Below are 26,468 nucleotides of genomic sequence, written 5' to 3'. Positions count from 1 at the left end.
CCGACCGGAGGTGCCCGGTGAATCTGGAGCTCAGCGCGGAGCAGTCCGCCGTCCGCGATCTCGCCCGCGCGTTCACCGAGCGTGAGATCGCCCCGTACGCCGCCGAGTGGGACCGCGCCGAGAGCGTGGACCGGGCCGTCGTCAAGAAGCTCGGCTCCGTCGGCTTCCTCGGCCTGACCGTTCCCGAGGAGTACGGCGGCTCCGGCGGCGACCACCTCTCCTACGTCCTGGTCACCGAGGAGCTCGGCCGCGGCGACTCCGCCGTCCGCGGCATCGTCTCCGTCTCCCTGGGCCTGGTCGCCAAGACCATCGCCTCCTGGGGGAGCGAGGAGCAGAAGCGGGCCTGGCTGCCCCGGCTGTGCGCCGGCGAGGCGCTCGGCTGCTTCGGCCTCACCGAGCCCGGCACCGGCTCCGACGCCGGGAACCTCACCACCCGCGCCACGCGCGAGGGGGACTCGTACCTGATCAGCGGCAGCAAGATGTTCATCACCAACGGCACCTGGGCCGACGTGGTGCTGCTCTTCGCCCGGACCGACGACGAGCCCGGCCACCGCGGTATCTCCGCCTTCCTCGTCCCCGCCGACAGCCCCGGCCTGACCCGGCGCGAGATCCACGGCAAGCTCGGACTGCGCGGCCAGGCCACCGCCGAACTCGCCCTCGACGGGGTCCGCGTGCCCGCCTCCGCGATGCTGGGCCCCGAGGGCAAGGGCTTCTCCGTGGCCATGTCGGCCCTCGCCAAGGGCCGGATGTCGGTGGCCGCAGGCTGCGTCGGCATCGCCCAGGCCGCCCTGGACGCGGCCGTCTCCTACGCCGCCCAGCGCGAGCAGTTCGGCAAGCCCATCGCCCACCACCAGCTGGTCCAGGAGCTGATCGCCGACATCTCCGTCGACGTGGACGCGGCCCGGCTGCTGACCTGGCGGGTCGCCGACCTGATCGACCGGGGGCAGCCCTTCGCCACCGAGTCCTCCACGGCCAAGCTCTTCGCCTCCGAGGCCGCCGTCCGCGCCGCGAGCAACGCCCTCCAGGTGCACGGCGGTTACGGCTACATCGACGAGTACCCGGCGGGCAAACTGCTGCGCGACGCCCGCGTGATGACCCTGTACGAGGGCACCAGTCAGATCCAGAAGCTCCTGATCGGCCGCGCCCGCACGGGAGTTTCCGCCTTCTGACCCCGCAGTGGTCCCGGTGGGGAAGCGCGAAGGGCCGTTGTACGGCGCGGCCACGGATCCCTGCCCGAGCTGCAGGACCAGCGGGCCGTCCAGGACGCGGTCTCCAACTCCGCCCGGAGCAGGATGAGTACGTGCGTGAGTACGAGCGCGGATGTGACGCGGACCGCGCCGGGCCACGCTGGACCCATGAACGAGACACCGGTCAAGCAGCAGAACACGGGGGCTTACTACGGCCAGGCCGTCGCCTCCTTCGGGATCGCCATCGGCGCCGTGGCGCTGGGGATCTACAACATGAACGCCGACGGCTGGGTCCGCGCCTTCCTCGGCATCGCGGTCCTGTACCTCACCACCTCGGCCTTCACCCTCGCCAAGGTGGTCCGTGACCGGCAGGAGGTCACGCAGATCGTCAGCCGGGTCGACCAGGCCCGCATGGAGAAGATGATGGCGGAGTACGACCCCTACGCCCCCAAGCCGAAGGCGCCCGGCGGTCCGGCCTAAGCGCTTGCTCACCCTCCGGTAAGCTGTCCTTTCCCATCAGGGCAAGGGCACTGCAGGGCAGCACGAAGAGGGTGAGACGGCTATGGACGGCGTGCAGGAGACGGTCGACGGCTACCGGCCGTGGTCGGAGGTCACCCCCGACGCCGCGCGGCGGCTGCTCATCGCCGCCGTCGAGGCCTTCGCGGAGCGCGGGTACCACGCCACCACCACGCGCGACATCGCCGGACGGGCCGGCATGAGCCCGGCCGCGCTCTACATCCACTACAAGACCAAGGAAGAGTTGCTCCACCGGATCAGCCGGATCGGCCACGACAAGGCCCTGGAGATCCTGGACAGCGCCGCCGCCGGCCCGGGAACCGCCGCCGAGCGGCTCGACGTGGCCGTACGGGCCTTCGTGCGCTGGCACGCGGCCCACCACACCACCGCGCGCGTGGTCCAGTACGAGCTCGATGCTCTCGGTCCGGAGCACCGTTCCGAAATCGTGGCACTGCGCCGGCAGAGCGACGCCGCGATCCGCCGCATCCTCTCCGACGGGGTCGCCGCGGGGGAGTTCGACGTCCCCGACGTCCCCGGCACCACCCTCGCCGTCCTCTCGCTCTGCATCGACGTCGCCCGCTGGTTCAGCACCGAAGGCCGCCGCACGCCCGACGAGGTCGGCGCGCTCTACTCCGGCCTCGTGCTCCGCATGGTGGCCGCCCGGCCCGGGACCCCCGGTACCCCCGAGACTCCCGGATCCGGCACGGCTTGGAAGTAGTACCGGCTCGTGAGTAGTACCGGCTCAGAAGTAGTAGCGGGAGACCGACTCCGCCACGCACACCGGCTTCTCGGCGCCCTCGCGCTCGACCGTGACGGTCGCCGCCACCTGTACGCCGCCGCCCGCCTCCACGACCTCCGTGATCAGCGCCGTCGCGCGCAGTCGCGAGCCGACGGGTACGGGCGCGGGGAAACGCACCTTGTTCACGCCGTAGTTGATGCCCATCTTCATGCCCTCGACCCGCATGATCTGCGGCACCAGGCTCGGCAGCAGCGACAGCGTGAGGTACCCGTGCGCGATGGTGGAACCGAAGGGCCCGTCCGCCGCCCGCACGGGATCCACGTGGATCCACTGGTGGTCGCCGGTGGCGTCCGCGAAGAGGTCGATCCGCTTCTGGTCCACCTCCAGCCAGTCGCTGGGGCCGAGCGGCTCGCCGATCCCGGCGGTCAGCTCCTCGGCGGACGTGAAGATCCTCGGTTCGGACATACCCGTACCTCTCCCTGACGAATAAGCGCTTGCTCAGCAGCTCAGCATGCTGGGGTCGTATGTATCTGTCAACGACGGGTTCACCGGCCGATGTCGGTCCGGCCGACTACCCTCGGCGGTGTGCCGCAGATTCCCGAAAAAGTCCACGAGCTCACCGTCGGCCAGCTGTCCGCCCGCAGCGGCGCCGCCGTCTCCGCACTGCACTTCTACGAGACCAAGGGCCTGATCACCAGCCGCCGCACGGCCGGGAACCAGCGCCGCTACAGCCGCGACGCCCTGCGGCGCGTGGCCTTCGTACGCGCGGCCCAGCGCGTCGGGATCCCCCTCGCCAGCATCCGCGACGCGCTCGCCCGGCTCCCCGAGGGCCGCACCCCCACCCGCGAGGACTGGGCCCGCCTCTCCGAGAGCTGGCGCGCCGAGCTCGACCACCGCATCAGCCAACTGAGCCGCCTGCGCGACCATTTGACCGACTGCATCGGCTGCGGCTGCCTCTCCCTGGAGAACTGCGCCCTGTCCAACCCGGACGACGTCTTCGGTGAACGCCTCACCGGCTCCCGGCTCTAGGAGGTCTGGTCCCGAGTGGAACCGGTCTGGATGGTGGCGGCGAACGTCGTGGCCTGGCGTCGGCGTGGAGCGGGCGGCCAGGAACTGCGCCCGGGGACGAAGAGCTTCAAGGGCGGGGCGAAGGTGTACGTCGCCCGTGTGCACTGGGGGCCGGGAGGCGACCGGGGCACCGTGATCTATGCGCGCCAGTACCGGGCGGAGATCGCGCCGTCCGGCCCGCACCCGGACCGATGCCTGTGCCACGCGTGCCTCACCGGCGAGTCCGTCTAGAAGGTTGCTGAAAATCTCGGGTTCTGGCCCCGGCTCGGTCGAGTCGGGGCCAGTCTTGTAGGCATGCAGGGGGAATGGGCCGGGGAGACGGTCGGGCCGGATGTGTGGGAGACCTGCCGGGAGTTGATCCCGGCGGGGAGTGTGTTCGCATTCTTGGCCGAGCATCGCGAGGCACTGTTCCCGGCGGGGACCTTCGCCGACATGTATCCCTCGTCCAACGGCCGTCCGAGTCTGCCGCCGCAGGTGCTGGCCGCGACGGTGGTGCTGCAGAGTCTGCAGGGGTTGTCGGACTTTGAGGCCGTTCAGGAACTGCGGTGTGACCTGCGGTGGAAGGCCGCCTGCGGGCTTGGCCTGTATGACATGGCCTTCGATCCGTCGCTGCTGACGTACTTTCGGCGCCGTCTGCGTACTTCGGCCGATCCGATGCGGATCTTCACCACGGTCAAAGAGGTCGTGGCCGCGACCGGCGTACTCAAGGGAAAGCAGCGACGGGCGCTGGACTCCACCGTGCTCGATGACGCGGTGGCCACCCAGGACACCGTCACCCAGATCATCTCCGCGATCCGCCGGGTGATCCGCGAGGTCCCCGGCGGCCAGGAGACGGCCGCGGCGTGGTGCTCGGCGCACGACTACACCGATCCGGGCAAGCCGAAGATCGCCTGGAACGATGAGGCGGCCCGCGCCGCGCTGGTCGACGCGCTGGTGACCGACGCCTTCAACCTCCTCGGGCACCTGCCCGAGGAGGAACTGGGCGAGAAGGCAGCGAACGCGGTGGGCCTGCTGGCCCTGGTCGCTGGCCAGGACGTCGAGCCTGCCGAGGATTCCGACGGCCGCGACGGCCGCTGGCGCATCGCGAAGCGCACAGCGCCGGACCGGATCGTATCGACCGTCGATCCCGACGCCCGTCACATCCACAAGAACCGCACCCGCCACCAGGACGGCTTCAAAGGGCATGTGTCCTTCGAGCCGGAGACCGGGCTGTTCACCGCGGTCGCCCTGACCGGCGGCTATGGTCCCGGCAATCACGAGGCCTCCGTCGCCGCCGATCTGCTGGAGGGGGAAAACGACGGGTTAACCGTGCTCGGCGATTGCGCCTACGGCACCGGTGAACTGCGCGAGCAGCTGCAGGCCGCCGGCCACACTCTGGTGATCAAGCCGCCGCCGATGCGGCGGGCCGTCCCCGGCGGCTTCACCATCGACGACTTCCACATCGACCAGGCGGCCGGCACCGCGACCTGCCCCGCGGGACACACCGCCAACCTCGGGCGGGTCAAAGCGGACGGCGCCCGCACCGCCCAGTTCAAGCGCGGCTGCACCGACTGCCCCCTGCGGGAACGCTGCACAGCCTCCAAGACCGGACGCACCGTGAACGTCCATCCCCAGCACGAGCTGCTGGCCGCGGCCCGAGCACAGGCGGCCACCGACCCGGCCTGGCAGAACGAATACCGCCGATGGCGGCCACCGGTCGAACGCGCCATCGCCTGGCTCGTCGGCAAAGGCAACCGACGAGTCCCGCACCGGGGCGTCATCGCCAACAGCATCTGGCTCCACCACCGCGCCGCCGTCCTCAACCTCCGCCGACTGATCAACCTCGGACTCACCCGGACCGGCCACACCTGGCGTCTCGCCCCAGCCACCACATAGCGAAAGGGGCCGCCCGGCCCACGGCCGGACAGCCCCACAACAAGATCTTCAGCAACCTTCTAGCCAAGTCCGTCCGCCGGAGTCCGCCCGGCGAAGCCGTCACGGGCCGGATCCGGGCCGCCCGGCGGCCTGCCGGGCAAGCTCCGCCGCCGCGACCAGCTCCGCGTTCGACCGCGCCGCCCGGCCGTCCGGAAGGTGCAGCACATCGCCTACGCCGGTCCGCGCGCCCGTACCGCAGCGCGCGGCCAGCCGCAGCACGGGCCAGGAGGCCGCCTCCCGCCCGAACAGCAGCACCGGCACGGGCGGCAGCCGCCGCAGCAGTTCCACGAGCGCCCCCGGGTCGGCGAAGGCCAGTTCGGCGGTCAGCCGGACCCGCGCGTGGTCCCGGCCAGGCCAGGCCAGGAACCGGGCCAGCGGCTCCGGAGCCCCGCTCACCGGAACCTCCGCGTCGACCGCGACCCCGCGCTCCAGCAGGGCCTCGGCCAGCTCCCGGGCCCCGGGCTCCGCGAAACGCACCACCGCCCGGTCCGGCAGCACCGTCCAGGACCGCACCCGCTCCAGCCGCCCCGCCGGATCCGGCTCGGCGGCGACACTGGCGAGCACGCAGAGCGGCACACCGACCCCGGATCCCGCAGCCCCGGCCGCTCCGGATCCCGCCCCGCCGCCGATCCGGTGCTCCGACCCGATGCCCGCGTCCCGCAGGGCCGCCAGCAGCGGTCCCACCACCCGGGGGAGAGGCTCTCGCGACCGCACGGGGTGCGCGGATGCGCCAGTACCTCCCCGGCCCCCGCGGCCACCGCCCCCAGCGCCGATTCCACCAGGTCGCCGGGGGACACCGGCACGGCCGCCCCGTCGGCGGCCCCCCGGGAGCCGTTCAGCGACACCAGCAGCGTGGGCACGGACCGCCCCTGGCCTTGGCCCTGCCCCTGCCCCTGTCCAGGGTCCTGCCCCGTCGGTCTCACGCCGCGCCCGCCAGGCCCGGCCCGGCCGGGGCCGAGTCGGCCAGGGCCGGTCTGGGGACCACGATTCCGCAGCCCGCGCACACCGGGCCGTCCCACGCCCACACCGCGACGCCGGACGCCGCCGGCACCGGCCAGTGCAGTTCCCGCGCCCCGCACACCGGGCAGACCGTGCCCGGCTCCGACTCCAGCGCCGCCACCAGCCGCCGCAGCACCTCGCCCAGCGCCCCCTGCGGCCGGACCCCCGGATCGGCGCACCGCACCACCGCGTCCCCGCTCCCGCCCCAGGCCCACTCCGGCCGCCGCAGCCCGTCGTGCTTCTCGCGCCGGCGCCGCTCCGCGAACTGGCGCTCGTACTCCAGCCAGACCGCCCGCGCCTCCTCCAGCTCCTCCAGCGCGGCCACCAGCCGCAGCGGATCGGCCCCCCGGTCCTCGGGGCCGATCCCGTGCCGGTCGCACAGGTGCCACCAGGTCGCGCGGTGCCCGTAGGGGGCGAACCGCTCCAGGCAGCGGCGCAGCGAATGGCGCCGCAGGGCACGGTCGTTGCGCGCATCGCGCACCTGGTAGGCCAGACTCCGGAATCCCGCCATCACACCTTCACCTCCGCCGAGCGCCCAGCACCGAGCGCCGCGCCCGCCGCACGGTGTCACTTACAAGCGCCGGGCCGTTTTGCCCAACATGCCCGGCCCGGTGCGGGCGCATGCGGGGGCGGTCGAGGCGTGCGGGTGGCACGTGGCCGGAACTCAGCGCCCCATGCGCCCCGCGACGACCACCAGCCGGGCCAGTTCCTCGTGGCAGATGTCGCTGTGCGCCCCCGAAGGGGCCCCGCCGCTGCGCACCACGGAACCGGCGTCGACGCTGACGCAGCCCGTCGTCGGGAGGCCGCCGCGCAGGGCCGCGTCGAGGGTCAGCCGCGGTGTGCCGGGCACCGCCTGCACCCCGTCGTGCCCGATGGCGCCCCACCGGTCGTCGAATCCCATGAGACCGGCTGAATCGCCCGCCATCCGGGAGGCCAGCGGGTAGAAGACCTTGAGCGCCGAGTCGTAGGGGGAGTGGCAGGCCGCCACCGGGCCGTCGACCCGGCCCTGCAGTCCGTGCAGGGCGCCGCGGCGGTCCCGGTCGTGGGGCAGACTCTCGGCGAACGCGTAGTGGGAGAAGGCTCCTTGGAGGAGCGTCAGGGATTTCACGTTGCGGGCCCCGGTCGGCAGTGCGCGCAACGCGAAGGACACCACCCGGCCGCCGAAGCTGTGGCCGATGAGGTGGATCCGCAGGGCCGGGCGGCGGCCGGCCAGTTCCGCCAGGACCGGGCCGAGGCCGTGCTCGCCGACCACTCCGGCCCGTGCCTTCATCTGGTAGTACGTGGCCTGGCGCAGCACCTCCTTGGCGCCGTTCCACAGCGTCCGCATCCCGCCGCCGACCGAGAAGCCCTCGCCCGCGCAGCCGCCGGAGGATTCCCTGGGGAGCGTGGCGCCCGCCTCGATCAGGGCCTCGGTGAAGCTCCGGCACACCTGGAGCACGTCTTCGCTGAGGAAGGCGGGGACCTCGCGGGGGGTGAAGGCCGCCGCCAGATCGTCGCCCGCGCCCACCCCGTCCACCCCGGCCAGCTCCCGGACCAGCGCCCCGAACTCGGCGAACGCGCCCTCCTGCGCCGGGCGTTCCTCAAGGAGTTCGGCGATTCGGTCCAGCTCCGCGGCCCGGCCGGGCCAGAACGCGCCGAGCGCCTGCCGGGTGGCCGGGTCCAGGGCCGCCCCGTGGCCCGGCTCCGCGAGCAGCCCCGGCGCGGCGGATGCACCGGGCCCGCCGAGCAGCCCGTCGGCTCCGAGCAGCCCGCGGGCGTTCCGTGCGTCGAAGTCGGGGATCGGCTCGTCCGCGAACCGGATCGAGGGCCACACGACCCCCACGTACCCCAGCCGCACCCCGCTCCCCACCAGATCCGCGAAGGGGGCGTAGAACCGGTCGAAGAGCCGGATCGCGGTGGACCTCTCGGAGTTCCATCCGTGGGCGAAGACCAGCAGGTCGGTGGCCTCGATCCCGAAGAGTGCCTCACGCGTGCCCGGGGCCGCGTCGCCCTCGGAGTCGAAGGTCAGCTCCAGGTACGGGTGGACCCCGATCCCCGCCGTCTGCGCCGCCAGTCCGCCGATGTCCACCATGACGTCCCCCTCCACGCCGTGTCCCTGTCCGACAGCATCCTGCGGGGACGCCGACCCGGCCATACCCCGGGACGCACCGGCTCACGGATAGAGCAGGTACTTCTCCCGCACCGCCGCGAATCCCGCCAGGCCCGCCGCCCAGTCGCCGGCGACCTCCTCCACCCCGGCTCCCGCGTCGATCATCCGCCGGACCCGGTCGGAGCCCGTGAGCCGGTCGATCCACTGGTCCGTCCGCCACGCGAAGCCGCTCCATGTCCGCTTCGCCGTGACCAGCAGCCCGATGCCGGCCCGTACCGGGTCGAAGGCCTCCCGGTCGTGCACGATCATCCGGACCCCGCCGCAGACCTTCCCCGCGTGCTTGGAGAAGGACGGCGTGAAATACGCCTCCCGGAACCACACGCCCGGCAGTTCCAGCGCGTTCGCGGCCTGCGCCCAGCGCCGGTCGATTCCCTGCGCGCCGATCAGCTCGAAGGGGGTGGTGGTGCCGCGCCCCTCCGACAGGTTCGTCCCCTCGAACAGGCAGGTGCCGGCGTACGCGAGGGCCGTGCCCGGGGTCGGCATGTTCGGGCTGGGCGGCACCCAGGGCAGCCCGGTCGCGTCGAAGAACGACTCCCGCCGCCACCCCGTCATCCGGACCACCTTCGGCTCGGCGGCTCCCGGGCCCAGGAACTCGCCCGCGAAGAGCCCGGCCAGCTCGCCCGCCGTCATCCCGTGCGCGAGCGCGATCGGCTCCCGGCCCACGAAGCTCGCGTACGGGCGCTGCAGGACGGGCCCGGCCGCTCGTCGGCCGCCGACCGGGTTGGGCCGGTCCAGCACCACCACCGCCTTGCCTGCGAGGGCGGCCGCGCGCATGCAGTCGTAGAGGGTCCAGATGTAGGTGTAGAAGCGGGCCCCGACGTCCTGGATGTCGAAGACCACGGTGTCGATCCCGGCCGCCGTGAAGACGTCCGCGAGCTGCTGCCCGCTCTTGTCGTACGTGTCGTGGACGGGCAGCCCGGTCGCCGGATCCCGCCCGGCCCCCTCCGAATCGCCCGCCTGCGCCGTACCGCGGAAGCCGTGCTCGGGGCCGAACACCGCGACCAGGCGCACGCGTTCGTCGGCGTCCAGGACGTCGACCAGGTGGCGGGCGTCCGCGGTGATCCCGGTGGGGTTGGTGACCACCCCGACCCGCTGACCGGCCAGGGCGGCGTACCCGTCGGCGGCGAGGCACTCGAAGCCGGTCCGCACCCGGTCGGGGGGCAGGTCGGCGGCAGCGGCCGGTGCCGGGCCGGAGCCCGCGGCGCTCCCGGCGGCCCCCGCAGTACTTCCGGCGGCCCCCACGGCGCCCAGGCTTCCCGCAGCTCCGGCCAGACCGAGCAACCCACGTCGCGACAGCGTCATCGCGCCAAACTAGGGCGCCGACCCCTTCCGCCCCGACATACCGACTGGTTAGTCTGCCGGTGATCCGAAGCGCGCCGGCCGCGAGGTGGCTGTCGGCGGCCGGCCATGAAGGGTGATCTCCGTGAACGCGTTCCAGGACCAGCGAGTCGTCGTCACCGGAGCGGGGGGCGGCATCGGCGCCGCCCTCGCCCGCCGGTTCGCCGCCGAGGGGGCCACGGTCGTGGTCAACGACCTCGACGCCGCCAAGGCCGCCGCCGTCGCGGACGGGATCGGCGCCCGCGCCGTCGCCGTCCCCGGCGACGCCTCCGCGGTCGTCGCCGCGGCCCGCGAAGCGCTCGGCGGCACGGTGGACGTGTACTGCGCCAACGCCGGACTCGCCTCCGGCGGCGACGCCTTCGCGGAGGAGGCCGTCTGGGAGGCGGCCTGGGACACCAACGTCATGGCCCACGTGCGCGCGGCCAGGCAGCTGCTGCCCGACTGGCTGGAGCGCGGGAGCGGCCGCTTCGTGTCCACCGTCTCGGCCGCCGGGCTGCTGACCATGATCGGAGCGGCCCCGTACAGTGTCACCAAGCACGGCGCGCTCGCCTTCGCGGAATGGCTCTCGCTGACCTACCGCCACCGCGGGCTCCAGGTCCACGCCATCTGCCCGCAAGGGGTCCGGACCGACATGCTCACCGCCGCGGGATCGGCGGGCGAGCTGGTCCTCGCGCCGACCGCGATCGAGCCGGAAGCGGTCGCGGACGCACTGTTCGACGGCATGGAGAAGGGCCGGTTCTTGATCCTCCCGCACCCCGAGGTCGGGGACTTCTACGCGGCCCGCGCCACCGATGCGGAGCGCTGGCTCGGCGGCATGAACCACCTCCAGCGCAAATGGGAGGCCCGATGACCCAGGAAACCCCGGACGCCCCGGCCACACCGGAAACCCCCGTAACCCCGGACGCGGCCCCCGCCCCGCCCTCCCGCTACGCCGCCCAACCCTGGCTGGCCCGCCTCACCCCGGTCCAGCGGGCCCCCATCGCGCCCCTGCCCAGCGTGCTGCACGCCTTCCGCGCCGCCGTGGCCCGCGCCCCCGAACGCACCGCGCTCGCCTACTTTGACGGCCGCATCGGCTACGCCGAGGCAGACGCGCTCTCCGACTCCCTCGCCGGCCACCTCGCCGCCCGCGGCATCGGCCGCGGCGACCGGGTCGCGGTCATGCTCCAGAACACCCCGCACTTCGTGCTCGCCGTGCTGGCCGCCTGGAAGGCCGGCGCGGTCGTGGTCCCGCTCAACCCGATGTACAAGTCCGGCGAGGTCGGCCACATCCTGCGCGACTCCGGGGCCGCCGCTCTGGTGTGCGACGCCCGCGCCTGGCCCGCGTACCTGCGCGAGGCCTCGTACGGCACCGGTGTCCGGCTCACCCTGACCGCGTCCGACCTGGACTTCCAGACCCGCGACGACGTACGGGTCCTCGCGCCGGGCCGGCCGGAGCAGGCGGCCGACGCCGACGATCTCGCCGAAGTGGCCCGGCGGGGCCTGCCCGCACCGCCGGATCCGGGTCCGGCCGCCACCGCCACCGCCCTCATCAGCTACACCTCCGGCACCAGCGGCACCCCCAAGGGCGCCATGAACCCGCACGGCGCCCTCACCCACAACGCCACGCGCCAGGTCACCGGTCACCCCCTCCCCGAGGGCGCCGGCTACTTCGCCCTCGCCCCCCTCTTCCACATCACCGGCATGGTCTGCGAGCTCGCCGCCTGCTTCACCAACGCCGGCACCCTCGTCCTCGCCCACCGCTTCGACGCCGGCGTGGTCCTCGACGCCTTCCTCGAACACCGCCCCGCCTACACCGTGGGGCCGGCCACCGCCTTCATGGCGCTGGCCGCCCAGCCCGGAGTTACCCCGGAGCACTTCGCCTCGTTCCGGGTGATCTCCTCCGGCGGGGCCCCGCTGCCGCCCGCCCTCGTCGAACGCCTCCGCGACGCCTTCGGCTTCTACCTGCGCAACGGCTACGGCCTCACCGAGTGCACCGCCCCCTGCGCCTCCGTGCCCGCGCACCTCGAAGCCCCCGTGGACCCCGCCTCCGGCACCCTCTCCGTGGGCGTGCCCGGCGCCGACACCCTCGTGCGGATCCTCGACGAGAGCGGAGCCGAGGTCCCCTTCGGCGAGAGCGGCGAGATCGCCGTCCGCGGCCCCCAGGTCGTCCCCGGCTACTGGGGGCTGCCCGCCGACACCGCCAAGGCCTTCCCCGACGGTGAACTGCGCACCGGAGACGTCGGGTTCATGGACACGGACGGCTGGCTCTACGTGGTCGACCGCAAGAAGGACATGATCAACGCGTCCGGTTTCAAGGTCTGGCCGCGCGAGGTCGAGGACGTGCTCTACACCCACCCCGCCGTGCGCGAGGCGGCCGTCGTCGGCATCCCCGACCCCTACCGCGGCGAGAGCGTGAAGGCCTACGTGAGCCTGCGCCCCGGGACCACGGCCGACCCGGCGGAACTGTCCGCGTACTGCGCCGCACGCATCGCCGCGTACAAGTACCCGCGCCAGGTCGAGATCCTGCCTGTCCTTCCGAAGACGACCAGTGGCAAGATCCTGCGACGGGAACTGCGCGACCGCGGCTGAAAACAGCTGCACGCCGCACAGCCTAGGGATCAGGAAAGGAAGGCGAGCGCCATGGCCGCCAAGACCACGACGGAGACCGTCGGCGCACACGAGGCCCCGGTACCGCAGCGCCTGCTGGCCGTCGCGACCAGGCTGTTCGCCGAGCGCGGCTACGAACGCACCTCGGTGCAGGAGATCGTCGAGGCGGCCGGGGTCACCAAGGGCGCGCTCTACCACTACTTCGGATCCAAGGACGATCTGCTGCACGAGGTGTACGCACGGATGCTCCGGCTCCAGCAGCAGCGGCTCGACGCGGTGGCCGATTCCGATGCCCCCGTGGAGGAGCGGCTGCGGGCCGCCGCCGCCGACGTGGTGGTGACCACCATCGAGAACCTCGACGACGCGTCGATCTTCTTCCGGTCGATGCACCAACTGAGCCCGGAGAAGTTCAAGCAGGTGCGGGCGGAGCGCCGGCGCTACCACGAGCGGTTCCGGGCGCTGGTCGAGGAGGGGCAGCGCTCCGGGGTCTTCTCCACCGCGACCCCGGCGGACCTGGTGGTGGACTACCACTTCGGGTCCGTCCACCACCTGTCGACCTGGTACCGCGAGGACGGCCCGCTCACCCCGCAGCAGCTGGCCGACCACCTCGCGGACCTGCTCCTGCGGGCGCTGCGCCCGTAGCCCGCCGCTCACACCGACGCGGTCGCCAGGGCCGGGTAGTCGTTGTACCCCTCCGCCCCCTGTACGTGCATCAGGAACTCGGGGCGGAGCTCGTTGAGGGGGGCGTCCGCCCGCAGCCGGGCCACGAAGTCGGGATTGGCGAGGAAGCCCCGGCCCAGCGAGACCAGGTCGGCGCCCTCGGCCAGGAGCCGTTCGGCGACGCCCTTGCCGCCGTCGGCCTCGAACTGCTCCCGGGTGAGCGCCTGGTTGGCGATCAGCGTGCCCGGCCAGGCCTTGCGGTGCTCCTGGAACCGGGCCCGCTGCCCGTCGGCGTAGAGGATGTGGACATAGACCGGGTCGATCTCCGCCAGGGCCGCCAGCAACACCGGGTAGATCTCCTCGGTGTCGCCCTCCTCGATGCCGTTGACGCCCGCTCCGGGCGAGATCCGTATGCCCACCCGCTCCCGGCCGATGGCCCCGGCGACGGCCCGCACCACCTCGACGGCGAACCGGATCCGGTTCTCCACCGGGCCGCCCCACTCGTCGGTCCGCAGGTTGGTGCCCCGCGCCAGGAACTGGTGGGGCAGGAAGCCGTTGGCGGCGTGCACCTCCACCCCCGCGAAACCGGCCTCCACGGCATTGCGGGCCGCGGTCACGAAGTCGGCGACGGTGGACCGGATTTCCCCGGCCGTCATCGCGCGGGGAACGGCGGCGTCCCGCAGCCCGCCGGGGGTGTGCAGCTGCTCGGGGAGCCGTACGGCGGACGGCGCGAGCGGGACGTGGCCGCTGGTGTCCGGGTGACCGACCCGGCCGCCGTGTTCCAGCTGGAGGAACATGGCCGCGCCGCCGCCCAGTCCGTCGGCGCCCGCCCGCACCGCGTCGGTGACCCGGCGCCATCCGGCGATCTGCTCCGCGGTGTGGATGCCGGGGATGTTCGGGTAGGCCTGGCCCACGGCGCTCGGCGCGGTGCCCTCGGCGATGATCAGACCGGCCGTGGCCCGCTGCGCGTAGTGGACGGCCATCAGCTCCCCGGGGACTCCGTCGGCGCCCACCCGATTACGGGTCAGGGGTGCCATCACCAGGCGGTTGGGGAGTTCGAGCCCGCCGAGCACGGCGGAGTCGAAGAGACGGGAAGCGGTGGGAAGGACCTGCTGCGAGTTCGTCATGCCCGTAACCTAAAACCTGACACCAATGTCAGATTCAAGTGCGGAGACGGCGGGGGCGGGGCATGCGGATCGGCGAACTGGCGGCGCGCACCGGGGTCAGCGAGCGCTCGCTGCGCTACTACGAGACGCAGGGGCTGCTGGTCTCCGGCCGGACCCCCGGCGGCCACCGCGACTACGCGGAGCGGGCGGTGGACCGGGTCATCCGGATCCAGGAGCTCTACGCGGCGGGCCTGCACAGCGCGAAGATCGCGCAGATCCTGCCGTGTATGCGTGATGCGGACGGCGGGCCGAACGTACGGGCCACCCCCGCGCTCGTCGCCGAGCTGAAGACGGAACGGGACCGGATCGACCGGCTGATCGCCGATCTGATCCGGTCCCGTGAGGTACTGGACGAGGTCATCGACACGGCGGCGGGCCGCACCGCCGCGCCGATGACCTCGGCCGTCGAAAGGTCCTAGCCGAGCGGGGCCACGTCGCGCTTCCAGGTCTCCTTGGCCACCACGGCGAAGGAGATGTACCAGGCGACGCCGGCCGTGAACAGGCCGAGGAAGCCGCCGGTGTGGCCGAGCGCGGTGCTCTCGGCCAGGTCGCCGAGGGCGAGGAAGAGGAAGGTCAGCGCCAGCGAGACGAACAGCACGCGGTGCGCGACGTCCAGCTTCATCGCGGCGATCGACATGTACGCGGTGAAGATGAACCAGGCCACGAGGAACCAGCCGGTCGCCACGTGCGCCTGGTCGGCGGGCAGCGTCGGGACGACGAACTTCACGTAGGCCGCGAAGGACATCCAGAACGCGCCGTACGAGACGAACGCCGTGGTTCCGAAGGTGTTGCCGCGGCGGAACTCCAGCAGGCCCGCGACGAACTGCGCGAGGCCGCCGTAGAACAGCGCCAGCGGCAGCACGACGGCACTGAGCGCGGCGTTCGAGATCAGGCCCGAGTTGAAGAGGCTGAGCACGAAGGTGGTCAGGGCGAACGCCGCCAGGCCGAGCGGGCCCGGATTGGCCATGGGCTGCGGCGCGGTGGCGGGAGAGGTCGCGGCTTGCGGCGCGGCGGTGGGGACCAGGGTGGAGCTGGGCATGGCGAAGGGTACTTTCACTGGGGGGCATACCGAATATATCGGACTTCCCAAGTGGTCTGGACCAGTAAAGGTCCACCGTCGCGGGACCGAAGTCCCGCGCCGGACCGCCCCCGGCGCCCGGGGCCGCACCCCCTCCGGGCGCGGCCCGTCGCTCCCGTCAGGCCCACCAAGAACTACCGGTACCGCTTGAGCTCCCGGTGCGCGAGCGAGCGCTGGTGGACCTCGTCCGGTCCGTCCGCCAGGCGCAGCGTGCGCGCCGCCGCCCACAGCTCCGCCAGCGGGAAGTCCTGGCTGACCCCGCCCGCGCCGTGCAGCTGTACCGCCTGGTCGAGGATGCCGACGACCGCCCGCGGAGTCGCGATCTTGATGGCCTGGATCTCGGTGTGCGCGCCCCGGTTCCCGACCGTGTCCATCAGCCAGGCCGTCTTCAGCACCAGCAGCCGCAGCTGCTCCACGGTGACCCGGGCGTCCGCGATCCAGTTCTGTACGACGCCCTGCGCGGCCAGCTCCTTGCCGAAGGCGGTACGTCCGATCGCGCGCCGGCACATCAGCTCGATGGCCCGCTCCGCCATCCCGATGAGCCGCATGCAGTGGTGGATCCGGCCCGGCCCGAGCCGGGCCTGGGCGATGGCGAAGCCGCCGCCCTCCTCGCCGATCAGGTTCGCCGCCGGGACCCGGACCCCGTCGAAGACCACCTCCGCGTGACCGCCGTGGTCGTGGTCCTCGTACCCGTACACCGTCATCGCGCGCCGGACCTCGACCCCCGGGGTGTCCCGGGGGACCAGGATCATCGACTGCTGGCGGCGCGGGTCGGACCCGTCGGGGTCCGTCTTGCCCATCACGATGAAGATCTTGCAGTCGGGGTTCATGGCGCCGGAGATGAACCACTTGCGGCCCGTGACCACGTACTCGGAGCCGTCCGCGGAGCGCTCGATCCGCGTCTCGATGTTCGTCGCGTCCGAGGAGGCCACCTCGGGCTCGGTCATTGCGAAGGCCGACCGGATCTCCCCGGCCAGCAGCGGCTGGAGCCACTGCTTCTTCTGTGCCTCGTCCCCGAACTGCGCCAGCAGCTCCATGTTCCCGGTGTCCGGAGCCGCGCAGTTCGTCGCCATCGGCGCCAGGTGCGGGCTGCGGCCGGTGATCTCGGCGAGCGGGGCGTACTGGAGGTTGGTCAGCCCGGCGCCGTACTCGGCATCGGGCAAACCGTGCTCGTTCACCAAGAAGAGGTTCCAGAGCCCCTGGCGGCGCGCCTCGGCCTTCAGTTCACCGAACACGGCCGGGGTGTCCCAGGGCGAGGCCAGCCGCGCGCGCTGCTCGGCGGCGACGGGTTCCGCCGGGTAGACGTGCTCCTCCATGAACGTCAGGAGCCGCCCGCGCAGTTCCTCGGTCCGGGCGTCGAATGCGAAATCCATCGTGGGCTCCTCAGCCTTCCTGGAGGGTGGTCAGGGTGGTCAGGCCGTGCTCGATGAAGACCGGGACCAGCTCGCCGATCCGGTCGAACCCCGCGCCGACGGTCTGCCCGAGCGTGAAGCGGTAGTGGATGCCCTCGAGGATCACCGCGAGCTTGAACCACGCGAAGGCGGTGTACCAGGCGATCTCCGAGGTGTCCCGGCCCGAACGGGCCGCGTACCGCTCGATGAGCTCGGCGGGCGCCGGATGGCCCGGAGCACCGCTTGTCGTGCTCACCGGGGACCGGGTCAGGCCCAGGTCGGAGCTGTACATCACCAGCAGTCCGAGGTCCGTCAGCGGATCGCCGAGCGTGGACATCTCCCAGTCCAGCACCGCCCGGATCGCATCGTCCGGGCCGCCGATCAGCACGTTGTCGAGCCGGAAGTCCCCGTGCACCACCGTGGCCGCGGGGGAGCGGGGCAGGGACCGCCCGAGGGAGGCGTGCAGTTCGTCGATCCCCGCCAGCTCACGCCCCCGGGAGGCCGCGAGCTGCTTGCCCCAGCGGCGCAGCTGCCGGTCCAGGAAGCCCTCGGGCCGGCCGAAGTCGCCCAGTCCCACCGCGTCCGGGTCCACCGCGTGCAGGTCGACCAGGGTGTCCACGAGGCCCAGTACCGCCCGCCGGGTCCGCTCGGGGCCGAGCGCTGCCAGCTCGCCGGCCGTGCGGAACGGCACCCCGTCCACGAACTCCATGACGTAGAACGGCGCGCCCAGCACGGCCTCGTCCTCGCACAGCAGCAGCGGCCGCGGCACCGGCACCGCCGTGCCGTGCAGCGCCGCGATGACCCGGTGCTCGCGCCGCATGTCGTGCGCGGTGGCCAGTACGTGGCCCAGCGGCGGCCTGCGCACCACCCAGCGGGAGACCCCGTCGCCGACCTCGTAGGTCAGGTTCGAGCGGCCGCCCTCGATCAGCCGGCCGGTCAGCGGCCCGGCCACGAGCCCCGGCCGCACCCGGTCGAGATGACCGCGCAGCTGCTCCAGATCGAGGCCTCGCGGATGGGACGGCGAAGGTCCCGGGGCTGAGGTCATGGTGCGCACCTCCGTACGGAGTTGACGACGACGGATCGGACGCGACCCATCATGCCGACCAGTCGGTATGCCGTCCAGTGGGTGGACGGAGGAACACTCCGCCGACCACCGGGATCCAGGCCCCCGGGGACCCGGGCCCGCCGGGTGTCAGGCGTGGCAGAGGATCGGCGTCCCGCCGTTCATCACCGTCATGTCCCGCAGCACCGTCAGGATGTCCAGCGGCACGCCCTCGGGCTCACCGGCCAGCTCCGCGTACGCCCGGTGCAGGTTCGCCACCAGCCGCTCGCTCTCCCGCCAGGCCGCGAACTCGCCGAGATCGGCCTGCCGGGCCACCTCCAGCGGGGTCTGCCCCTTCGCCCTGCCCTCCCGGGCGAGCTCGGCCACGTACCGCAGATAGCGCTCGGTGGCCTCGTAGGCGCCGGGATCCGTGAGCGGCCCGTGCCCGGGTACGACGGTCTCCGCCCCCAGCGAGCGCAACAGCTCCAGTGCCCGCAGCGACCCGGCCAGGGAACCCATCGCCAGGAACGGCGTGCCCTGCGCGAAGACCAGGTCCCCGGTGAACACGATCCGCTGCCGGGGCAGCCACACCACGGAGTCGCCGGTGGTGTGCGCGACGCCCGGGTGGATCACCTGGACCTCGGTCTCGCCCACGTGCAGCGTCATGCGGTCGCTGTACGTCAGGTCGGGGGCGGTGATGTCTATCGCGCCGAAGTCGGTCGCCGGCCAGATCATCTCCAGCTGGTGCCCGGCGGCGAGCTGCTCGGACCGCGCGTTGTCGTGCCCCAGGATCAGCGCCTCGGGGGCGAACACGCCGTTGCCGTAGGTGTGGTCGCCGTGGTGGTGGGTGTTGACCACCGTGCGGGGGAGCGGCGCACCGGCGGCCTCCACCGCCGCGCGCAGGGCCAGCGCCCGCCGCTCGGTGGCGGCCGTGTCGACCAGCAGGGTCCGGCCGCCGCCGGTCACGAAGCCCGCGTTGTTCAGGCACCAGCCGCCGTCGGGCTGCACGTAGGCGTACACCCCGTCCGCGGGCTGGACGAGGTAGGGCTCTTCTACGGGCATCTGCGCTCTCCCCGGGTCGCTGTGACGGGCTGTCGGCATCCTGCCAGTCGCGGCGGCGCGGGGGGAGGGCGGGGGTTCGGCGGGTGGACCGGACGGCGCCCGGGGATCCGCAGGGCCACTCAGGAACCCTCGAGGTCCCTCAGAGCACCTCAGGGTCCCTCGGAGACCCTCAGGGGCCGTCGAGGGACCCTCAGTGGTCGTCGTAGTGTCCGTCGTGCGCGGCGTGCCGGTGTCCGTCGTGCAGGTAGTCGACGTGGTCGCCGTGCGGGACGGAGCCGTGTCCGCAGTCCGAGCCGTGCGTGTGCTCGTGCCCGCCGTGCTCGGTGTGCGTGGCCGGCTCGCATTCGTCCCAGTGGCCGGAGTGCTCGCGGTGCAGATGGCCGTCGTGCGCGTAGTCGACGTGGTCGCCGTGCTCGACCTCGGTGTGGCCGCAGTCGGGGCCGTGCGCGTGGGAGTGCTCGTGCGTGGGGTGCTCTCGGTGCATGGTCGTCATGGCGCCGACGCTAGTGCGCTGCGACCCGCTTCGCCCGTTGTGTCCGCTGCGCGCCGGAGTGGCGCGCAAGGCGGACCATCGGTTCTCCGGATCAGACGATGACCGCCATCGCGAAGACGGCGAGCGCCACCGTGCACGCCGTCGCCGCGAGCGCCGCCCCCGGGGTCAGCCCACCCGGCCGGGCCGCCGACAGCTCCCGCATCCGCCGGTGCGCCACCCCCATGAAGGCCAGCATGACCAGCGCGATCACCGCCACCCCGGCCAGTCCCGCCGGGGAGCCGTTCCTGTGCAGGGCCTGGCGCAGCGCCAGTACGGCCGCCACCGTGCACGAGAGCGTGGTGCGCCGCCACGCGAGCCGGGTCCGCTCCGGCTGCAGCCCCGCGTCCCGGCCGCCGGCGGACCGGCTGCCGGAGCCACCGCCGGAGCCGCGGGACCGGTCGCCGGAGCCGCCGGGTCCGTCGCCGCTCGTGACGCTCACCGCCCCGTGGTCCAGCCCAGCAGTACGACCACGACCATCGCCACCGCGACCAGCCCCACCCCCAGGCTCAGCACCACCGGGAACCGGGACAGCGGCAGGTCCTCGCCGCGCCGCATCGCCCGCTCGCACTGCACCCAGTGGTTCACCGCCCGCAGCGCGCAGGCCCCGCCCACCGCGAGCAGGGCGAAGGCCATGCCGACGCGGACCCCCCACCGCAGGTCGGGCAGGAACTGGTCCACGGCGAAACCGCCGCCGACCAGGGCCAGGGCGGTCCGGATCCAGGCCAGGAAGGTCCGCTCGTTGGCCAGCGAAAAGCGGTAGTCGGGGGTCTCGCCCTCTTCCTTCACCCGCTCCGGTGCGAACCAGAGCCGTACATCCCTGCCGAAGTCGATCACCTGCACCAATCTACTGCGCTACCGGGCATCCGCCCGGAACTCCCGCAGCCGTCGGTACGCCGCCAGACCGTCCGCCACCCAGGGCCACGACCCGTCCTCGACCCGCCGCACCACCTCCTCCTCCGGCAGCCACGTGTGCCAGGCCACCTCCGAGGCCTGCGGCCGGACGGGCAGCTCGCAGCGCACCTCGTGCACGTAGGACCACCAGGACCCGCCCGGACCCTCGTACAGGAACTTGAACAGCGGCTCCGGCTGCGCCAGCCCCGATACCCCGAGCTCCTCCTCGGCTTCCCGCAGGGCGGCCGAGGCGTAGCTCTCGCCGGCCCCGACCACCCCGCCCACGAACATGTCGTAGTGCGAGGGGAAGACCAGCTTCGAGGCCGTCCGGCGGTGCACGAACACCCGCCCCTGCCCGTCCCTGGCCAGCACGAACACGCACCGGTGGATCAGTCCGGCCGCGTACACCTCGCCGCGTCGGGCCTGCCCCGTCACCCGGTCCTCCCGGTCCACCACGTCCAGTACCTCGTCGGCCGCGCCCATACCTTCGTCCCCTCACTCCTGTTGACTGGTTACCGCTCCGTAGCAAAGGATCGCCCCACCACCGACGGAGGACGGGTTTCGCATGACGTACGACGCAGACGTGATCGTGATCGGGGCCGGGCTCGCGGGTCTCGTGGCCACCGCCGAGCTCGTCGACGCCGGCCGCAAGGTCATCCTGCTCGACCAGGAGCCCGAACAGTCCATCGGCGGCCAGGCGCACTGGTCCTTCGGCGGGCTGTTCTTCGTCGACTCGCCCGAGCAGCGCCGCATGCGGATCAAGGACACCCGTGAGCTGGCCCTCCAGGACTGGGCCGGCACCGCCGGCTTCGACCGCGAGGAGGACGCCTGGCCGCGCCGCTGGGCCGAGGCCTACGTGGACTTCGCGGCAGGCGAGAAGCGCCCCTGGCTGCACGCCCAGGGGGTCCGCTTCTTCCCCGTGGTCGGCTGGGCGGAGCGCGGCGGCTACGACGCGAACGGCCACGGCAACTCCGTACCCCGCTTCCACATCACCTGGGGCACCGGCCCCGGCCTGGTGGCACCCTTCGAACGCCGGGTCCGCGCCGGAGTGGCCCGGGGCCTGGTCCAGCTGAAGTTCCGCCACCGGGTCACCGGGCTCGCGCGCACGGACGGCACGCTCGACACCGTGACGGGCGAGATCCTGACCCCCTCCGACGCCGTACGGGGCACCGCGAGCGGACGCGAGAGCGCCGGCGAGTTCTCGCTGCGCGCCCAGGCCGTGATCGTGACCAGCGGCGGCATCGGCGGCAACCACGACCTGGTGCGCCGGCAGTGGCCGGCCCGGCTAGGCACCCCGCCGGAGCGGATGCTCTCCGGGGTCCCGGCGCACGTGGACGGACTGATGCTGGGCATCGCGGAGGAGGCCGGTGCCAGCCACATCAACAAGGACCGGATGTGGCACTACACCGAGGGCATCGAGAACTGGAACCCGATCTGGGCCGAGCACGGCATCCGCATCCTGCCCGGCCCGTCCTCGCTCTGGCTGGACGCGACGGGCAAGCGGCTCCCCGTACCGCTGTTCCCGGGCTTCGACACCCTCGGCACGCTCGACCACATCATGAGGACCGGCCACGACCACACTTGGTTCGTCCTCAACCAGCGCATCATCGGCAAGGAGTTCGGCCTCTCGGGCTCCGAACAGAACCCCGACCTGACCGGCAAGTCGGTCCGCGGGGTCATCGACCGGGCGCGCCAGGCCGTACCCGGCCCGGTGAAGGCCTTCATGGACAAGGGCGCCGACTTCGTCGTCGAGAAGGACCTCGCCGCCCTGGTGCGCGGCATGAACGCGGTGACCAAGGAAGGGCTGCTCGACGAGGAGACGGTCCGCCGCGAGATCGTCGCCCGGGACCGGGAGATCGCCAACCCCTTCACCAAGGACCTCCAGGTCACGGCGATCCACGGAGCCCGCAAGTACCTCGGCGACAAGCTGATCCGCACCGCCGCCCCGCACCGGATCCTGGACCCGGCGGCGGGCCCGCTGATCGCCGTCCGGCTCTCGATCCTGACCCGCAAATCGCTGGGCGGACTGGAGACCGACCTCTCCTCCCGGGTCCTGACGGAGACGGGCGAACCCCTGCCGGGCCTCTACGCGGCGGGCGAGGCCGCGGGCTTCGGCGGCGGCGGCGTCCACGGCTACCGGGCCCTGGAGGGCACCTTCCTCGGCGGCTGCATCTTCTCGGGCCGCGCGGCGGGCCGAGCCGCGGGCCGCGCGGTGGGCTGAGCCGCGGGCCTGAGCGGAGCCCGGACGGCGGCCGGGTGGTGAGCGGGGGAGCGGGGGAGCGGCCCGGGCGGAGCCCGGCCGGGGCTCGGGGCGGCCGGTAGCCGGGCCCACCGGGGCCCTGCCGGAATTCCCCGTGGGACAGGCGTCATTCGGCCACCGGCGCATAACCTTCGCCCGCCACCGGCAGGGGTCCCGCCCCGGTCCTGCGCCTGGCCGGCGCCGCCGCAGCCGGGGCCTGCGCCCCGCTCGGGGCGGCCGCCACCGGCCGGCCGCGCGGCGGGCCCCGGAGCGCGAAGGGGGCGGTCGGGAGGTCTTCGCGGGTCGCCGCGGACCGCCGCGGAGCCCGCCCGTGAGCCGCGCGGGGCCGCCCCGGAGCGGGCCTCCAGCGGAGTCGATCCCCCAACTCGCGAGCTTTTCGCACCAGTTGAAACGCGCCAGCCAGTGGACTGGACCTTGACGCGGAGCTGTGCGCACCGCTTTGCTGTGCGTGATCATTCGGCAACGCCGTCCAACCGCCCGCGCCTTGGAGGGAAACCGCGGATGTCTCCGCCTCCGCCGCCCCTCGGCCGCGCCCGCAAGCGGGACGCCCAGCTCTTCGACCCGGCACTCTGCGACTCCGAACTCGTCGACGTGCGCACCCAGTTCACCCAGGGCCGCTGGTCGAAGGCGCGCTCCCTCCTCGTGGCCACCGGCGACGACTGGGACCGCCGGGGCCACCGCCTCGTCGTCCTCGCCGAGACCCCGGCCGCCACCGCCTGGGCACGCGAATGGCTCCTCGCCGAACCGGAGAGCGCCGACGCCGTCACCCTCCTCGCCTGCGCGGCCGTCTTCACCGCCCTGCGCCGCAAGGGCACCCCCGAGGCCGCCGACGAGGCCTGCCACCGGGCCGCGGCCCTCTCCCCGGCCGACCCCACCCCCTGGCTCGGCCTGCTGCTCCTGAGCCGGGCCTTCGGCACCGAAGAGGAGTTCAGCCGCCACTTCGACCAGGTCCGGGCCCGCCACCGCGAGCACCACCACGCCCACCACCTGATGGTCTCCCTGCTGGCCGAGCGCACCCCCGGATCCGGCCACGACCCGCTCCACGAGGTCTACGACTTCGCCGCCTGGGCCGCCGAGGAGTCCCCGGCCGACTCCCCGCTCGCCGTCCTCCCCGTCATCGCCCACGCCGAGCGCTACCGGGTCCTCGCCGCCGTCCACGGGCACACCCCCGACGGGATCGCCGCCCACTGGTCCGGCCGCCGTGCCCGCCAGGTGCTGCGCTCCGCCTTCGATTGGTGGCTGGAGTGGGAGCGCGAGGACCACCCCCGCAACCGGGTGGACCTCAACTTCCTGGCCCACGCCAAGCTCTGCGAGGGCCGCCCCGCCGAAGCGGCCGCCCTCTTCCACCGCATCGGCAGCCACGCCACCCGCGCCCCGTGGTCCTACCCCGACCTCGACCCGCACAAGGCCTTCCTCGCCGCGCGCAGCGCCGCGCTGGGCACCTGACCTCCGCTCCCTGACGCCCGCGACCCCACTCGCATCCGCAGCCCGCACCCACGCGCAGCACCGCTCGTCCCCGCCCCGCAAGACTTCCCCGCCGAAAGGACCACCCGCCATGCCGACGGGCAGATCCACCACGCTCACCGACCCGGCCGAGATCAGCACGTACAAGGGCCAGGACCGCGCCCTGCGCGCCGACCGCCTCGGCACCGCGGGCCTGCTGCTCTCCGTACTCGCCGCGAGCGCCCCCCTGATGGTGGTCGCGGGTGTCATGCCCACCACCTTCGGAGTCATGGGCATCGTCGGACAGCCCCTGCTGTTCGTCATCCTCGGCGTCGTCCTCGCGCTCTTCAGCATCGGCTACGCCGAGATGAGCCGGCACGTCCACAACGCCGGCGCCTTCTACGCCTACATCGCGCGCGGCCTCGGCCCCACCGCCGGCGCCGGCGCCTCGTTCGTGGCCCTCGTCGCGTACAGCGCCATGCAGGTCGGCGTCTACGGCATCCTCGGCTTCGAGGTCTCCAGCCTCTTCGCCACCTACCTCGACACCGCACTCGCCTGGTGGATACCGGCCCTGGCCGCCGTCGCCCTCACCGGCGCCCTCGGCTGGCTGAAGATCGACCTCAACGCCAAGGTCCTCGGCGTCCTCCTGCTCATCGAGGTCGGACTCGTCGTCGTCTTCGACGTCGCCGCCCTCGGCAAGCCCGGCCCCGACGGCCTCTCGCTGCACGCCTTCGACCCCGCGACCCTCAGCGGCGCCGGCCTCGGCACCGCCCTGTGCTTCTGCATCGCCGCCTTCGTGGGCTTCGAGCAGTCCCCGGTCTACGCCGAGGAGACCAGCAAGCCGCACATCGTCGTCTCCCGGGTGATGTTCCTCGCCGTGGGCTTCGTCGCCCTCTTCTTCGCGCTCAGCGCCTGGGCCCTCACCGTCGCCACCGGCCCCGGCGAGGTGGTCAAGGCCTCCGCCGAAGCCGGCCCCGGCCTGCTTTTCCAGCTCACCGAGAGCCGCCTGGGCACCGCCTTCACCGACGCCCTGCACGTCCTGTTCGTGACCGGCATGTTCGCGGCGATGCTCAGCTTCCACAACGTCGTCGCCCGCTACGCCTTCGCGATGGGCCGCGAGGGCCTGCTGCCGGCCTCCTTCGGCCGCACCAACGCCGGGACCGGCGCCCCCGCCACCGGCTCGCTCCTGCAGACCGTGATCTCCGTGGTCGTCGTCCTCGCCTTCGCGTTCACCGACGACCTGCCGAACGGCGACCCCACCACGCCCGTCCTGCACCTGTTCACCTGGATGGGCAGCGTCGGCGCCCTCGGCGTGACCCTGCTCATGGCCGCGGCCTCCGTCGCCGTCATCGCCTTCTTCGTCCGCCGCGGCACCGCGGGCGCCCAGATCTGGCGGCTCGTCGCGGCGGGCCTGGCGGGCATCGCGCTGCTCGCCATCGCCGTCTACACCGTCAGGGACTTCGGCGTCCTGGTCGCCGCCGAGGAGGGCTCCGCGCTGAGCTGGATGCTGCCCGGCATCATCGGCGCCGCGGCCGTGGCCGGCCTGGCGTACGGCCTGTTCCTGCGCTCCTCGCGTCCCGAGGTCCACGCCCGCATCGGCCTGGGCAACGAGGCCTTCCGCCTCGACCAGGCGGCCGAGGCCATCCCGGGCGACTGACCGGGCCCGACCGGACCGGGCCCGACCGGGCCAGGACACGACGAGAGGGGCCCCGCCGCGGCGGGGCCCCTCTCGTCGCATCCACCCGCGGTCAGGCCTTCTTGACCACGCTGGACTTGAGCTGCATCGCACCGAAGCCGTCGATCCTGCAGTCGATGTCGTGGCCGTCGACCCCGTCGATGAGCCGGATGTTACGGACCTTCGTGCCGGCCTTGATCCCCGAGGGGCTGCCCTTGACCTTGAGCGCCTTGGCCACGGTCACGGTGTCCCCGTCGCTGAGCACATTGCCCACGGAGTCCTTCACGACCCGCTCCCCGGAGCCCGCCGCGGCCTGCGCGTCCTCTTCGGCGGGCACCCACTCGTGACCGCACTCGGGGCACACCACGAGCGCGTTCATCTCGTAGGTGTACTCGCAGGAACATTTGGGACAAGGAGGAAGATTCTCATTCACTTCCCCAGAATATCCCCACCAGGCCTTGGCCCGGCCCGTGCCCCACAAACGCAGAAAACCCCACGTGAAGTGGGGTTTTCGCTTTGGTGTCCGAGGGGGGACTTGAACCCCCACGCCCGATAAAGGGCACTAGCACCTCAAGCTAGCGCGTCTGCCATTCCGCCACCCGGACAAGGTGTCTGTCTCGCGTCCCTTGCGGGCCGTTCCGACGTGGAAAACATTACCAAACATTCCGGGGTCCTCGATCACACCCCCCGACGGCCGGGTCCGGCCTTGGGCGCAGCGGCGCGGAGCGGGAGGATGGGAGGCAGTTCGGTACCGATCAGTGGTCAGTGGGAG

General features: G+C 72.9%; 28 protein-coding genes and 1 tRNA gene. 13 read left to right on the top strand and 16 right to left on the bottom strand.

Translation table 11 applies throughout. The features are described from left to right. The first annotated feature begins 17 nt into the window (after window positions 1-17). The 3 genes from AC3IYJ_RS08890 (at window position 18) to AC3IYJ_RS08880 (ending at window position 2,421) form a co-directional block, all read left to right on the top strand. The gene (locus tag AC3IYJ_RS08890) at window positions 18-1,169 is read left to right on the top strand and encodes an acyl-CoA dehydrogenase family protein (RefSeq protein WP_489400777.1); all 1,152 of its coding nucleotides are present in this window, start codon (window positions 18-20) and stop codon (window positions 1,167-1,169) included. 186 nt (window positions 1,170-1,355) lie between these two features. Then, window positions 1,356-1,667, top strand: a complete 312-nt coding sequence (locus tag AC3IYJ_RS08885; RefSeq protein WP_489400776.1) for a YiaA/YiaB family inner membrane protein — start codon at window positions 1,356-1,358, stop codon at window positions 1,665-1,667. Window positions 1,668-1,749: 82 nt separating this feature from the next. Further along, the gene (locus AC3IYJ_RS08880) at window positions 1,750-2,421 is read left to right on the top strand and encodes a TetR/AcrR family transcriptional regulator (protein ID WP_489400775.1); all 672 of its coding nucleotides are present in this window, start codon (window positions 1,750-1,752) and stop codon (window positions 2,419-2,421) included. Window positions 2,422-2,445: 24 nt separating this feature from the next. On the opposite strand, the gene AC3IYJ_RS08875 is transcribed toward AC3IYJ_RS08880, so the two are convergent. After that, entirely contained in the window at window positions 2,446-2,907 is a 462-nt protein-coding gene (locus AC3IYJ_RS08875) for a MaoC family dehydratase (protein WP_489400774.1), read from the bottom strand. Between the two features lie 120 nt (window positions 2,908-3,027). On the opposite strand from AC3IYJ_RS08875, the gene soxR reads away from it, so the two are divergent. The 3 genes from soxR (at window position 3,028) to AC3IYJ_RS08860 (ending at window position 5,385) form a co-directional block, all read left to right on the top strand. Then, on the top strand, window positions 3,028-3,471 hold the full coding sequence (gene soxR / locus AC3IYJ_RS08870) for a redox-sensitive transcriptional activator SoxR (protein ID WP_489400773.1): 444 nt from the start codon (window positions 3,028-3,030) through the stop codon (window positions 3,469-3,471). A gap of 15 nt (window positions 3,472-3,486) precedes the next feature. Continuing rightward, window positions 3,487-3,741, top strand: a complete 255-nt coding sequence (locus tag AC3IYJ_RS08865; RefSeq protein WP_489400772.1) for a hypothetical protein — start codon at window positions 3,487-3,489, stop codon at window positions 3,739-3,741. A 63-nt stretch (window positions 3,742-3,804) separates the two neighbouring features. After that, a complete protein-coding gene (locus AC3IYJ_RS08860) occupies window positions 3,805-5,385 on the top strand; it encodes an IS1182 family transposase (RefSeq protein WP_489396696.1) in 1,581 nt (526 codons plus the stop codon). A gap of 99 nt (window positions 5,386-5,484) precedes the next feature. Here the strand turns inward: AC3IYJ_RS08860 and AC3IYJ_RS08855 are convergent, their stop codons facing one another. From AC3IYJ_RS08855 to AC3IYJ_RS08840, 4 genes are all read right to left on the bottom strand, one after another. Further along, window positions 5,485-6,111 (bottom strand): 3-keto-5-aminohexanoate cleavage protein, encoded by a 627-nt coding sequence (locus tag AC3IYJ_RS08855; RefSeq protein ID WP_489400771.1) that lies wholly within the window; start codon window positions 6,109-6,111, stop codon window positions 5,485-5,487. 232 nt (window positions 6,112-6,343) lie between these two features. Beyond that, the gene (locus AC3IYJ_RS08850; protein WP_489400770.1) at window positions 6,344-6,934 is read right to left on the bottom strand and encodes a hypothetical protein; all 591 of its coding nucleotides are present in this window, start codon (window positions 6,932-6,934) and stop codon (window positions 6,344-6,346) included. Window positions 6,935-7,087: 153 nt separating this feature from the next. Continuing rightward, window positions 7,088-8,509 carry a serine-threonine protein kinase gene (locus AC3IYJ_RS08845; RefSeq protein WP_489400769.1) on the bottom strand — a complete coding sequence of 474 codons (1,422 nt, stop codon included), beginning with the start codon at window positions 8,507-8,509 and terminating at the stop codon, window positions 7,088-7,090. 66 nt (window positions 8,510-8,575) lie between these two features. Further along, window positions 8,576-9,874, bottom strand: a complete 1,299-nt coding sequence (locus tag AC3IYJ_RS08840) for an exo-beta-N-acetylmuramidase NamZ family protein (RefSeq protein WP_489400768.1) — start codon at window positions 9,872-9,874, stop codon at window positions 8,576-8,578. Between the two features lie 115 nt (window positions 9,875-9,989). Here AC3IYJ_RS08840 and AC3IYJ_RS08835 point away from each other — a divergent pair, with 115 nt between their 5' ends. From AC3IYJ_RS08835 to AC3IYJ_RS08825, 3 genes are read left to right on the top strand one after another with little or no spacing between them, the layout of a single operon-like run. Continuing rightward, window positions 9,990-10,760 carry an SDR family oxidoreductase gene (locus tag AC3IYJ_RS08835; RefSeq protein ID WP_489402744.1) on the top strand — a complete coding sequence of 257 codons (771 nt, stop codon included), beginning with the start codon at window positions 9,990-9,992 and terminating at the stop codon, window positions 10,758-10,760. Then, a complete protein-coding gene (locus tag AC3IYJ_RS08830; RefSeq protein WP_489400767.1) occupies window positions 10,757-12,478 on the top strand; it encodes a class I adenylate-forming enzyme family protein in 1,722 nt (573 codons plus the stop codon). Before AC3IYJ_RS08835 ends, AC3IYJ_RS08830 begins: the two co-directional genes overlap by 4 nt. A 51-nt stretch (window positions 12,479-12,529) precedes the next feature. Then, a complete protein-coding gene (locus AC3IYJ_RS08825) occupies window positions 12,530-13,138 on the top strand; it encodes a TetR/AcrR family transcriptional regulator (RefSeq protein WP_489400766.1) in 609 nt (202 codons plus the stop codon). An 8-nt stretch (window positions 13,139-13,146) separates the two neighbouring features. Here AC3IYJ_RS08825 and AC3IYJ_RS08820 read toward each other — a convergent pair whose 3' ends face one another. After that, window positions 13,147-14,283 carry an alkene reductase gene (locus AC3IYJ_RS08820; RefSeq protein WP_489400765.1) on the bottom strand — a complete coding sequence of 379 codons (1,137 nt, stop codon included), beginning with the start codon at window positions 14,281-14,283 and terminating at the stop codon, window positions 13,147-13,149. Between the two features lie 62 nt (window positions 14,284-14,345). Here AC3IYJ_RS08820 and AC3IYJ_RS08815 point away from each other — a divergent pair, with 62 nt between their 5' ends. After that, the gene (locus tag AC3IYJ_RS08815; RefSeq protein ID WP_489400764.1) at window positions 14,346-14,741 is read left to right on the top strand and encodes a MerR family transcriptional regulator; all 396 of its coding nucleotides are present in this window, start codon (window positions 14,346-14,348) and stop codon (window positions 14,739-14,741) included. Here AC3IYJ_RS08815 and AC3IYJ_RS08810 read toward each other — a convergent pair. The 8 genes from AC3IYJ_RS08810 to AC3IYJ_RS08775 form a co-directional block, all read right to left on the bottom strand. Then, window positions 14,738-15,361, bottom strand: a complete 624-nt coding sequence (locus AC3IYJ_RS08810; protein ID WP_489400763.1) for an acetate uptake transporter — start codon at window positions 15,359-15,361, stop codon at window positions 14,738-14,740. The genes AC3IYJ_RS08815 and AC3IYJ_RS08810 overlap by 4 nt on opposite strands. Window positions 15,362-15,534: 173 nt before the next feature. Beyond that, entirely contained in the window at window positions 15,535-16,773 is a 1,239-nt protein-coding gene (locus tag AC3IYJ_RS08805; RefSeq protein ID WP_489400762.1) for an acyl-CoA dehydrogenase family protein, read from the bottom strand. Window positions 16,774-16,783: 10 nt separating this feature from the next. Next, window positions 16,784-17,836 carry a phosphotransferase family protein gene (locus tag AC3IYJ_RS08800; protein ID WP_489400761.1) on the bottom strand — a complete coding sequence of 351 codons (1,053 nt, stop codon included), beginning with the start codon at window positions 17,834-17,836 and terminating at the stop codon, window positions 16,784-16,786. 147 nt (window positions 17,837-17,983) lie between these two features. Continuing rightward, on the bottom strand, window positions 17,984-18,895 hold the full coding sequence (locus tag AC3IYJ_RS08795; protein ID WP_489400760.1) for an MBL fold metallo-hydrolase: 912 nt from the start codon (window positions 18,893-18,895) through the stop codon (window positions 17,984-17,986). A gap of 190 nt (window positions 18,896-19,085) precedes the next feature. After that, window positions 19,086-19,388 carry a hypothetical protein gene (locus AC3IYJ_RS08790; RefSeq protein WP_489400759.1) on the bottom strand — a complete coding sequence of 101 codons (303 nt, stop codon included), beginning with the start codon at window positions 19,386-19,388 and terminating at the stop codon, window positions 19,086-19,088. A 91-nt stretch (window positions 19,389-19,479) separates the two neighbouring features. Next, the gene (locus AC3IYJ_RS08785; protein WP_489402743.1) at window positions 19,480-19,764 is read right to left on the bottom strand and encodes a DUF202 domain-containing protein; all 285 of its coding nucleotides are present in this window, start codon (window positions 19,762-19,764) and stop codon (window positions 19,480-19,482) included. 98 nt (window positions 19,765-19,862) lie between these two features. Then, the gene (locus AC3IYJ_RS08780) at window positions 19,863-20,261 is read right to left on the bottom strand and encodes a YidH family protein (protein WP_489400758.1); all 399 of its coding nucleotides are present in this window, start codon (window positions 20,259-20,261) and stop codon (window positions 19,863-19,865) included. Between the two features lie 18 nt (window positions 20,262-20,279). Next, window positions 20,280-20,801, bottom strand: a complete 522-nt coding sequence (locus AC3IYJ_RS08775; protein ID WP_489400757.1) for an NUDIX hydrolase — start codon at window positions 20,799-20,801, stop codon at window positions 20,280-20,282. An 82-nt stretch (window positions 20,802-20,883) separates the two neighbouring features. On the opposite strand from AC3IYJ_RS08775, the gene AC3IYJ_RS08770 reads away from it, so the two are divergent. The 3 genes from AC3IYJ_RS08770 to AC3IYJ_RS08760 all read left to right on the top strand — a co-directional run bounded on the left by AC3IYJ_RS08770 (window position 20,884) and on the right by AC3IYJ_RS08760 (window position 25,678). Then, window positions 20,884-22,539: an FAD-binding dehydrogenase gene (locus AC3IYJ_RS08770; RefSeq protein WP_489400756.1), complete on the top strand. Its 1,656-nt coding sequence runs from the start codon at window positions 20,884-20,886 to the stop codon at window positions 22,537-22,539. A gap of 540 nt (window positions 22,540-23,079) precedes the next feature. After that, window positions 23,080-24,024 carry a hypothetical protein gene (locus AC3IYJ_RS08765; protein ID WP_489400755.1) on the top strand — a complete coding sequence of 315 codons (945 nt, stop codon included), beginning with the start codon at window positions 23,080-23,082 and terminating at the stop codon, window positions 24,022-24,024. A gap of 109 nt (window positions 24,025-24,133) precedes the next feature. Beyond that, on the top strand, window positions 24,134-25,678 hold the full coding sequence (locus AC3IYJ_RS08760; protein WP_489400754.1) for an APC family permease: 1,545 nt from the start codon (window positions 24,134-24,136) through the stop codon (window positions 25,676-25,678). Between the two features lie 91 nt (window positions 25,679-25,769). Here the strand turns inward: AC3IYJ_RS08760 and AC3IYJ_RS08755 are convergent, their stop codons facing one another. Both AC3IYJ_RS08755 and AC3IYJ_RS08750 read right to left on the bottom strand, forming a co-directional pair. Next, window positions 25,770-26,129 (bottom strand): zinc ribbon domain-containing protein YjdM, encoded by a 360-nt coding sequence (locus AC3IYJ_RS08755; protein ID WP_489400753.1) that lies wholly within the window; start codon window positions 26,127-26,129, stop codon window positions 25,770-25,772. Window positions 26,130-26,213: 84 nt separating this feature from the next. Further along, window positions 26,214-26,301: transfer RNA gene (locus tag AC3IYJ_RS08750), tRNA-Leu, on the bottom strand. Window positions 26,302-26,468 lie beyond the last annotated feature (167 nt).

It is taken from the genome of Streptomyces sp. GL_140 (genome assembly GCF_057834465.1).
The sequence above is the reverse complement of the archived record's forward strand: the minus strand, read 5'-3'. Positions and strand labels throughout refer to the sequence as shown.